A 9,556-nucleotide genomic window follows, 5' to 3' on the forward strand; every position below is an offset into this window, starting at 1 on the left:
TGCATAGTTAATAACTTCTGCTAATTATATATTTCCACACACTGCGTAGGTTGTAGCTTCGTCATACCCTCGCGTATTTAGTGCCTGGTAATTGGCTAATCTGCTTTTTTATGATTAAAGATAACAGAACTGAATGCAAATGTCCAAAATCCCAACCAAGCAGTTCAACCAGTTGATCCAATGATTGTTCTCCCTGTTCCAACAGATAAATCACGCGTTGTTCATCTGGAGAGAGCTTAACCTCAGCGAATATCCCTCGCCCGGAAGGCTCAGTTGTTTCAGTCGAACGTCCTCTATTGTAAGGAAGTTGTTCTGCATTTGGCAAGCCCAATCGATACTCTTCCAATACATCTGCTGCACAAGTGACCAATTTGGCCCCTTGACGGATAAGATTGTGTGCCCCCCGACTCTTCGGCGATGTAATAGGTCCAGGGACTGCAAATACATCCCTGCCTGCTTCAAGCGCAGCATCTGCTGTAATGAGTGAACCACTGCGAATGTCAGCCTCAACAACCAATGTTCCCAGTGTCAGACCGGCAATGATTCGATTCCGTTCCGGAAATAATCCCTGGCGCGCTCTCGTACCTGGTGGATATTCCGACAAAAGTAGCCCCGTCTCCGCGATTCGCTCAGCGAGACTTGTATTTTCGGGTGGGTATATATTATCAATCCCTGTTCCGAATACTGCAATCGTCTTTCCTTTAGCACGTAGTACTGCATCATGACACACGCTATCAATACCGCGGGCAAGCCCGCTTACAATCGTCAGTCCTGCATTGCATAATTGCTCTGCCAGCTTCTCACCGACTTTGCGCCCATAGACGGTTGGCATACGAGTTCCCACCATTGCAATGGACGAGTTGTGTAGCAAACTTATATCCCCTCGACCATACATTACCCAGGGAGGCTGAACGGTTTCCTTCATTAATATGGGATAATTCTGATCCAGATAAGTAATAACCTCTATCCCCTGATTGTAAACGTGTTCTCTTTGACTCTCAATCCAATCGATAGTAAATTGGCTAGTCAAACGTGCAGCCTGATCTTTGCGCAAGCCTGCTGCGACCCAGTCGCTTTCCCCATAATTCAATAGTTCCGGTAATTCATGTTGTCCCAGAATCAGTTTCGAGATTGTTTTCTTGCCAATGCCCTCCATCTCATGTAACCCAAACAAGATCCATCGTTCTTCCATACCATAAACCTCCCAAAGCGGGAAGAGATCTTCCCTCATATTGTGTGTTAAGTGACCACGGAATGCAAGCGTTTACGCAGACGAGAGACAATTCCTCCCCCTTTTCCCGTAAAAAAAACGCAAAAAAGCAACCCTTCGCCCTGTTCAAGGACAAAAGGTTGCTTACCTTTTCCGTAACCATAATAGTCGGTCTACCAGAAATAAATCATTTCCGAGCCGTTTCTTCTATTATAACGAAAAAGAATTAATGTGTCGTGCACAAATTCAAAATACCGCGTTCCTCAAGTACACTCACCAAAGTCGAACCCATCTCAGCAGGAGTTGGTGCTACTTTGATTCCACATGATTCCAGCTTCGCAATTTTCTCTTTGGCTGTACCTTTACCGCCAGAGATAATAGCTCCAGCATGGCCCATCCGTTTGCCTGGAGGCGCTGTTACGCCACCGATAAAGCCAACAACCGGTTTGGTCATGTTTTCACGTACCCAATCTGCAGCATCCTCTTCAGCTGTACCACCAATCTCACCAATCATGATGACCGCATGAGTCTGTGGATCTTCATTGAACCGTTTGAGGATATCAATGAACTCGGAGCCTTTTACAGGGTCTCCCCCGATTCCTACAGCAGAAGATTGTCCAATGCCACGTGTCGTCAGTTGATGAACGGCTTCATAGGTAAGTGTTCCACTACGGGAAACAACGCCCACGTGCCCTGCCATATGGATATAACCAGGCATGATACCGATTTTACATTCGCCTGGTGTAATGACACCTGGACAGTTTGGTCCGATCAGGACAGTATCTTTACCTTCCATGAAGCGGTCAACCTTGATCATGTCAAGAACCGGAATACCTTCTGTAATACAGATTACGAGGTCCAGCTCAGCATCAACAGCTTCCATAATGGAATCTGCTGCAAATGCAGGAGGAACGTAAATGACGCTCGCTGTTGCGCCTGTAGCTTCCTTCGCTTCCTTCACAGTGTTGAACACCGGCAGACTAGCTACTGTACCGTCTTCCAACGTGATATCCACATTAGTTCCGCCTTTACCCGGTGTAACTCCGCCTACCATCTGGGTTCCGTAGTCCAATGCGCCCTTCGTGTGGAACATTCCCGTTGAACCCGTAATGCCTTGCGTAATGACTTTTGTATTTTTATCGATCAAAATACTCACGTTGCTTCACATCCTTACGGTTATTTTTCAATTCCCGGACAGCTCCGGTACTAAGGAATGAACTTATTTTACGAGGGCAACAATTTTCTGTGCACCATCGGCCATGGAATCAGCAGGAACGATATTCAGGCCAGATTCACCCAGAATACGTTTGCCAAGCTCCACGTTAGTTCCTTCAAGACGAACAACCAGCGGTTTGGTCAGGCCAAGCTGCTTCGCGGCTTCAACAACACCATTGGCGATAACATCACAGCGCATGATGCCACCGAAAATGTTAACAAAGATCCCAGCTACTTTGGCATCGGACAAGATGATCTTAAATGCTTCAGTCACCTTCTCCGTTGTCGCACCGCCCCCAACGTCAAGGAAGTTGGCCGGGTCTCCACCGTAGTATTTGATAATGTCCATCGTTGCCATCGCAAGTCCCGCACCATTGACCATACAGCCGATGTTGCCATCAAGTGCTATGTAGCTGAGGTCGTATTTGGAAGCTTCGATTTCTTTTTCATCCTCTTCATCCAGGTCACGCAGTTCCAAAATGTCTTTGTGACGGAACAGGGCGTTGGAGTCAAAGTTCAATTTCGCATCTAGCGCGATAACGTTTCCATCTCCGGTAACAACGAGAGGATTGATCTCGGCAATAGAGCAATCTTTTTCGACAAATGCAGTGTACAGCGCGAGCATGAACTTAACAGCTTTGTTCACCAGTTCATTCGGAATCTTAATGCTGTAAGCCAGTTTACGGGCCTGGAACACTTGCAATCCAATGGCAGGGTCAATGATTTCTTTGAAAATTTTCTCAGGTGTAGCTTCAGCTACTTCTTCAATCTCAGTACCGCCTTCTTCGGAAGCCATCATAACTACACGGCCCGTGGCACGGTCCACAACAACACCCACATAATACTCTTTGCGGATATCGCATCCTTCTTCAATCAGAAGACGTTTTACTTCTTTTCCTTCTGGTCCAGTCTGGTGTGTTACCAATACTTTGCCCAGAATTTCGGAAGCATAGGCACGAACTTCATCCGTGCTCTTCGCCACTTTTACGCCACCGGCTTTACCCCGGCCACCTGCGTGAATCTGTGCTTTGACAACAGTCACTGAACTGCCCAATGCCTCAGCGGCCGCGACCGCTTCATCTACTGTATAAGCAACCTTTCCGTTTGGAACGGTAACTCCATACTGTTTCAGTAATTCTTTTCCTTGATATTCATGGATATTCATTCTCGAATCCTCCTATCAACATGACTGCAACAAGGCGGGTTGGTAGACTAACGAAAGACAAATGTTGACTATTTTCACTCAAGCCCAATTCATTGTAACACGTTTTTAAAACGCTTTCCTTAAAAAACTAATGGTTAATAGACAGTATTTTGATATGAGTATGATCCCATATTGTGAATGCTTGGGTATATATGGAAAAAAACCTCAGCTAAAAGCTAAGGTTTCCTTGATGTAAAACTCATTTTATTTTTTGGCTGCGTTAGTGTTGGTTTCGTGAACTTTCTCCAGCAACCCTTTGAACTGACCCAGCAATGCTTCAAACTCTGTACTGTTCAAACACGCATCTCCCTGAATGGATTCAGGTATGGACAATGCCTTGTTCCGCAGCTCACGGCCGGAGTCGGTTAATGTAATTAATACTTTTCGTTCATCCTGAGCAGAGCGTTCGCGATTAATAAGTCCTGCTGACTGCAACCGTTTGAGAAGTGGTGTCAACGTTCCCGAATCGAGATAGAGAGCCTCCCCGATCTCCTTAACCGTACATTCTTCACGTTCCCACAATACCATCAGAACCAGATACTGTGAATACGTTACGCCGAGCACCTCCAGATAGGGCTGGTACATCTTCGTAATCTCACGTGAACAAGCATATATGGCAAAGCATAATTGGTTATCCAGCTTCAAACTGTCAGTCTGCATATGTCTTTCTCACCTGCCTATTGTGCATTCTATTCCTTATAAAAAAGGAACTATAAATCTATCTTATCACAAATTAGAAAAAAAACAGAATAATTGAGCACAAATGATTTTACTATTCAATTTAATAATGATAAATTATATTGTGTAAAATATAAATACGAATAGATGACCAGTAAGTACATCTCATAATTCGATAAAAAAAATACATAAGGTCCATGGAATAAAACCGCGTTTTCTCGGGCCAAATTTGAAAATCATAATGAAAGTTTATACGTAACCATTTTCGCCAAAGCTATTCAATGATTTCCTTCCAGAAATAAAATTCAGGGATCAGGAAAGATAACTACAGCAATGATAAGACAGGTTGACTCCATGATTCCTTTTATATAAAATGCTTAATAGAAGCTGAGGAAGCACCTTAATTCGTAGACTGGCCCGTGTTATGCGGAGTCAAGAATCGAGTGAGGTGTTTCTTTGTCATGTACGGAAAATTACACAGTGCGTGTTTATACGGAATTGATGGCGTTCTGATTGAGGTGGAAACCGATTTATCCAATGGTCTGCCACAGACATCCATCATCGGTTTACCGGATTCAGCCATTCGTGAGGCCGTTGAACGTGTCCGTGCAGCGATTAAAAACTGCGGATATCAGTATCCTTTACAGCGGATCACAATTAATCTGGCCCCCGCTGATCTGCGCAAGGAGGGATCTTCCTTTGATCTAGCCATTGCTATTGGTTTACTTATGACAAGCGGCCAGCTTGTACTTCCTCCCCAGGAACGGACACTAGTCGTTGGCGAACTGGCATTGGACGGTTCGATCAGGTCTGTGCCCGGCATTTTATCTATGGTGGATCTGGCCAAACGACAAGGCTTTACGTCCGTGCTCCTGCCTTTGGATAACGTGGAAGAAGCGTCACTGATTCGAGGTATCCAGGTGTTTGGCATTCGTCATTTGCAAGATATCGCACCGGAAAACTTAGATCAATCTGCGAGTTCGGTTGGAGTGCCAAATAAAGCTAGTGCAGGACCGGTCGTATTAAAAAATTATGCTCACCTCGCTGTTCCTATAACAGATAAGACTCAAAGGGTGGCGGATAGAAGGCCGGAACAAACGTTATTTTGCGCAGATGACTATAGCGATGTTCTGGGGCAACATCATGTAAAACGCGCGCTTATGATTGCTGCAGCCGGCATGCATAACATACTGCTCGTTGGACCGCCAGGCACGGGCAAAACGATGTTAATCAAACGTCTGCCTTCCATCCTTCCTCCCTTGTCAGAAGATGAAGCGTTGGAAGTCACCAAAGTATTAAGTGCCGCAGGCAAGTTGAAAGAAGCGCCTCAAGGCCTAATTGCAGACAGACCTTTTCGTTCCCCGCATCACACGATATCCACCTCTGGTCTGATTGGAGGCGGTGGTATCCCAAAACCGGGTGAAGTAAGCCTTGCCCATCGGGGTATATTGTTTCTGGATGAATTACCTGAATTCCAGCGCCAAGTGCTGGAGGTATTAAGGCAGCCGTTAGAGGATCGCACAGTGACAATTAGTCGGGCTCGTGCTGCATTCACCTTTCCGGCCCAGTTCATGCTTGCATGTTCCATGAATCCCTGTCCCTGCGGATATCTGTCCGCTCATTCGGAGGAGCAGCGCTGTATATGCAGTCCCGCCCGTGTTGCCGCGTATCGGGCCAAAATTTCAGGACCATTGCTGGATCGTATCGATCTTCAGGTCGAGGTTCCTCCACCAGGCGAGTGGCGTAAATCAGCTGCCTCACCTTCCTCTGCAGAAATGCAGGCAAAAGTCATCCATGCTCATCAAATTCAGGCTACACGTTATGCCAAAAGTTCGGTTCGTTGGAATAGTCAGCTTTCGGGCACGCTTTTGCGACGGACGATCCATCTCCCCCAAGAGGCAGAGCAACTGTTAGAGCAAACGCTGCAAACGTTAAACCTGAGCATGCGTGCACATGATCGGATTATCAAGATGGCACAGACAATTGCCGATCTGGACCATGAAGGTGAAATTGTGACAGCTCATGTGGCTGAAGCCATCCAGTATCGTCAATTGGATCTTAATTTATTTTGAAGCTATTTTAGAAGCATATGGAGAAAAGAACAGGCCGATTTACCCAAAGGCAGTGAAATGGGCATGAAACTGTAGACAGCAGAGGAAGATCGAGAAGGATTCCTTATGCAGATTCTACAATGCGGATACACCAACATGACAAAAAAACGTACAAGCCCTTCTCTTCTGTGAAGAAAGGAACTTGTACGTAGATTTCCCTGTAACATAAGGGGATCGTATATAGCTAAGGTCTACAATAATTTATTATTCAAAAAGAGTGATTTTGTCCTTGGCTGGTGTGCGTTCTTTGGCAGAAGGAATAACATCAGGGTATCCCATATAAATCATGCCTACAATCTTCTCTCCCGCCTCTATTCCAAGCGGTTTGCGGAATTTGGGAGCGTACAAGAATGGCTTCGTCACCCAGAACGTTCCAATCTCTTCACTCCAGGCTGCAAGCATAAAGTTCTGAACCAATGCACTGACCGCAGCGAAGTCTTCGTCCCAGATATTCTGTCTTGGATCTTCTTCCAGCACGACAAGCATAACGGATGGAACTTGCATAATATTGGCTGAGAATTTGTTGTCTTCTCCCATTTCTGCGTCAATAGCCTCAGCCAGTTTCTTCCGTCCATTTCCGGTAAACAACAAAAATCTCCAAGGTTCACGCAGTTTATGGTTAGGAGCCCAGACTGCGGTGTCCAGCAATTCTATAATCTGCTGTGTAGGAACAGCTTCTTTTTTAAATTTTTTCACCGTACGACGGTTTTGAATCGCATTTCTGACTTCATTTGTTGTTTTCATAGCTTTACTCATCGGCCGTACCTCCCTGTTTATAAAATCATTCGCAACCGCAATAGTGATTCGCGGCCTAGTACATTCAATATAATTTCTTTATGATATAAAAAAATACCAGTTTACCTTCTTGATTATACACCCATCTGATCGCGAGATTCAAAGGGGCGGCAGAGATCATTACCGTTAAGGTCATTACGAATAGAAAAGACGACTCTGAATCTTGATTCACCACGAGGGATCATCAAGTCAGAACCGTCTTTTATTCTCATGTTATTCATTCACATATCATATCAACGAGTAATCAATCGTCGTAACTCTCCCCTTCAAACGTGCCATTAACAAAATCCATTTTGTTGTACTTGATACACTCGTCTGGCTAGACGGATCGGCTGCATAAGAAACTCCAGAATACATGATTCCAAACAAAATGAAACATAAAGATAGTGACTTAGTCGAATTATCCATTTGAACCTTGTCTGCATCTTCTCACTACACCTCACCATTTATTTTTATGGATCAAACATTCCTCTTTAGCCTCTTAAATTAACTGACCATAAGTTCAAGCTTCCAGAATTCTCCGTCCCAAACATATTGCCAAATCCCCTGTCCACCGTTCATGGTCTCGCTGATATCCAGCACTTCCATCCGAGGGCACTCCCATACTTTTTTATAAATGATACATTTTGTATCTATAAATTTCTGAAATAAAATGATTTTATTATTGATGCTCTGTCCTCTGTTTGGTGATTTCATAGTTAAATCAAAAAAAGCCGCAGATCCTGTATAAATAGGAACTACGGCTTTAGTATATTAACTAATTTTAAAACTAAAACGAATGCAAAGATAAGACATAATTAAACTTGTACTTCGAAATCACTGACCGACTCACATTAAAAAGATACATAGCAATAACTTCTAGTGTCATGCTTAAAAAGCATTAACAATATGATTCACAGAGACAATCTCTCCTGCTCGATCAAGCATTACGGCAATTACATCAAAACGGATCTGAAGTTCCGTCTCTCCCGTCATTTGCAAATACAAGGATGCGGTTGAACGTACCTGTTGCATTTTTCGCATATCAACCGATTCCTGAGGTGTGCCGTACTGAGCAGCTCCACCTCTGCTTCTTACTTCTACAAAGACAATCAGGCCCTCGCAGGAAGCTATGATGTCAATCTCACCGCTACGACAACGCCAGTTCTGTTTAATGATTCGGTAATCGTTATCTCGCAACCATTGACAGGCAGCCTCTTCACCTAATCGGCCTTTCTGCTGTCGTGTGAGCTTTAACCCTGGCTTCTGGCTCAATCTACGTTCTACCATGACTCATTTTCCTCACGTCCTGAGGCCAGTCGATCTGCACGGTAGACATACGTTAGCACCTCCGCGACTAGTTGATACAGTTCAGATGGAATCTGTTCATCCAGATCCAACTTGGAGAGTACCTCCACAAGTGCTGCATCCTCCTGAACAGCCACGCCGTTTTCTCTGGCTTTATCCAGAATGGCTTCTGCCACTTTGCCGCGCCCTTTGGCTACAACAACAGGTGCTTCACTCTCTCCAGGGACATATTTTAGGGCAACCGCCTTTTTGGAAAGCAGGTCCGGTTGTGACGACTCGTCTTTCATACCTTCAAGTCCACCCCTTTGTATCGTTCAGGACTATAGTCCGAGGCCCTCGTTTTTCGTTCCGCGCCCGGTTCCTGCCCCACAGGCCACGGTTCCGCCTTGAAGGTTAGCAGTTGATAGCCCAGCTTGTCCAATGCCTGATGGATTACCTCTCGTCCGCTCTCCAGGAGCGGTCCCATTCCTTCGCGATCATTTAATACACGCAGACTGACAATGTTATTAACCACATGGACATCTACCAGAGTAGGCCCAAGACTTTTCATGTCAAGATCGAACCATAGACGGCAGTTGGACGCATCCAGCTCTCCACGAGGTCCACGACGTGATTGAATCTGAACAGACGCCGTTTCTTCCCCGTCCGGTCCAGTGATCGGAATAAACCAGTGCATCTGTGCAAATGTAGCACTGCGATCTGTCGTCAGCAATAACTGCTGACCTGTCAGATATTGCACGGCCTGTCCGGCGGCATCCTTAAGGGCCGCCGGTGCACCTTCGCTGCTGGCAAGCTGCAGCAGCAAGCCCTTCAGCGTGTCCGCATTCGCCGGACTCGCCGCATCCCCCACGCGCGGCTGCGCTGCCGCGCCGTGAACGGCCTGCTGCTCGTGCTCCGCACCGAGCAGCTTCAGCACGCGCCCCACCCACGGGTCCCCCTCGTGGGTGACAGGCGCGGGCACTGCCGCAGCTCCCGCAGGTGCTGCGGCACTACCGCCAGCCGGCGGCGCATCAGCGCCGGCTGGCAAACGCCGCCGGACCCCCCCCCCCCCCGCGC

9 protein-coding genes and 1 pseudogene are annotated in these 9,556 nt (G+C 46.1%); 1 reads left to right on the top strand and 9 read right to left on the bottom strand.

The window, feature by feature from the left end:
* Positions 1-61: 61 nt before the first annotated feature.
* From dprA to D829_RS0112315, 4 genes are all read right to left on the bottom strand, one after another.
* On the bottom strand, positions 62-1,192 hold the full coding sequence (dprA, locus tag D829_RS0112295) for a DNA-processing protein DprA (protein WP_017689197.1): 1,131 nt from the start codon (positions 1,190-1,192) through the stop codon (positions 62-64).
* A gap of 244 nt (positions 1,193-1,436) precedes the next feature.
* On the bottom strand, positions 1,437-2,366 hold the full coding sequence (sucD, locus tag D829_RS0112305) for a succinate--CoA ligase subunit alpha (RefSeq protein ID WP_017689199.1): 930 nt from the start codon (positions 2,364-2,366) through the stop codon (positions 1,437-1,439).
* A 63-nt stretch (positions 2,367-2,429) separates the two neighbouring features.
* A complete protein-coding gene (gene sucC / locus D829_RS0112310; protein WP_017689200.1) occupies positions 2,430-3,590 on the bottom strand; it encodes an ADP-forming succinate--CoA ligase subunit beta in 1,161 nt (386 codons plus the stop codon).
* A gap of 243 nt (positions 3,591-3,833) precedes the next feature.
* On the bottom strand, positions 3,834-4,289 hold the full coding sequence (locus D829_RS0112315; protein ID WP_017689201.1) for a MarR family transcriptional regulator: 456 nt from the start codon (positions 4,287-4,289) through the stop codon (positions 3,834-3,836).
* Between the two features lie 479 nt (positions 4,290-4,768).
* On the opposite strand from D829_RS0112315, the gene D829_RS0112320 reads away from it, so the two are divergent.
* Entirely contained in the window at positions 4,769-6,379 is a 1,611-nt protein-coding gene (locus tag D829_RS0112320) for a YifB family Mg chelatase-like AAA ATPase (RefSeq protein ID WP_017689202.1), read from the top strand.
* Positions 6,380-6,622: 243 nt separating this feature from the next.
* Here the strand turns inward: D829_RS0112320 and D829_RS0112325 are convergent, their stop codons facing one another.
* The 5 genes and pseudogenes from D829_RS0112325 to D829_RS30920 all read right to left on the bottom strand — a co-directional run.
* The gene (locus D829_RS0112325; RefSeq protein WP_017689203.1) at positions 6,623-7,174 is read right to left on the bottom strand and encodes a nitroreductase; all 552 of its coding nucleotides are present in this window, start codon (positions 7,172-7,174) and stop codon (positions 6,623-6,625) included.
* Positions 7,175-7,699: 525 nt separating this feature from the next.
* The gene (locus D829_RS34265; RefSeq protein WP_152417016.1) at positions 7,700-7,909 is read right to left on the bottom strand and encodes a paeninodin family lasso peptide; all 210 of its coding nucleotides are present in this window, start codon (positions 7,907-7,909) and stop codon (positions 7,700-7,702) included.
* Positions 7,910-8,083: 174 nt separating this feature from the next.
* Positions 8,084-8,482 carry a YraN family protein gene (locus tag D829_RS0112335; protein ID WP_017689205.1) on the bottom strand — a complete coding sequence of 133 codons (399 nt, stop codon included), beginning with the start codon at positions 8,480-8,482 and terminating at the stop codon, positions 8,084-8,086.
* On the bottom strand, positions 8,476-8,787 hold the full coding sequence (locus D829_RS0112340) for an EscU/YscU/HrcU family type III secretion system export apparatus switch protein (protein ID WP_017689206.1): 312 nt from the start codon (positions 8,785-8,787) through the stop codon (positions 8,476-8,478). The genes D829_RS0112335 and D829_RS0112340 overlap by 7 nt, the downstream gene beginning before the upstream one ends.
* Positions 8,784-9,556 (bottom strand): annotated as a pseudogene (locus D829_RS30920) (DNA ligase); the annotation flags it as partial. The pseudogene D829_RS30920 and the gene D829_RS0112340, both read right to left, overlap by 4 nt.

This window comes from Paenibacillus sp. PAMC 26794 (assembly GCF_000316035.1).
Taxonomy (GTDB): Bacteria; Bacillota; Bacilli; order Paenibacillales; family Paenibacillaceae; genus Paenibacillus.

Coding starts and splice junctions, on each gene's coding strand:
- D829_RS0112320 (WP_017689202.1), top strand. CDS start 4,769: ATGTACGGAAAATTACACAGTGCGTGTTTATACGGAATTGATGGCGTT.
- D829_RS34265 (WP_152417016.1), bottom strand. CDS start 7,909: ATGAAATCACCAAACAGAGGACAGAGCATCAATAATAAAATCATTTTA.
- D829_RS0112340 (WP_017689206.1), bottom strand. CDS start 8,787: ATGAAAGACGAGTCGTCACAACCGGACCTGCTTTCCAAAAAGGCGGTT.
- D829_RS0112325 (WP_017689203.1), bottom strand. CDS start 7,174: ATGAGTAAAGCTATGAAAACAACAAATGAAGTCAGAAATGCGATTCAA.
- sucC (WP_017689200.1), bottom strand. CDS start 3,590: ATGAATATCCATGAATATCAAGGAAAAGAATTACTGAAACAGTATGGA.
- D829_RS0112315 (WP_017689201.1), bottom strand. CDS start 4,289: ATGCAGACTGACAGTTTGAAGCTGGATAACCAATTATGCTTTGCCATA.
- dprA (WP_017689197.1), bottom strand. CDS start 1,192: ATGGAAGAACGATGGATCTTGTTTGGGTTACATGAGATGGAGGGCATT.
- D829_RS0112335 (WP_017689205.1), bottom strand. CDS start 8,482: ATGGTAGAACGTAGATTGAGCCAGAAGCCAGGGTTAAAGCTCACACGA.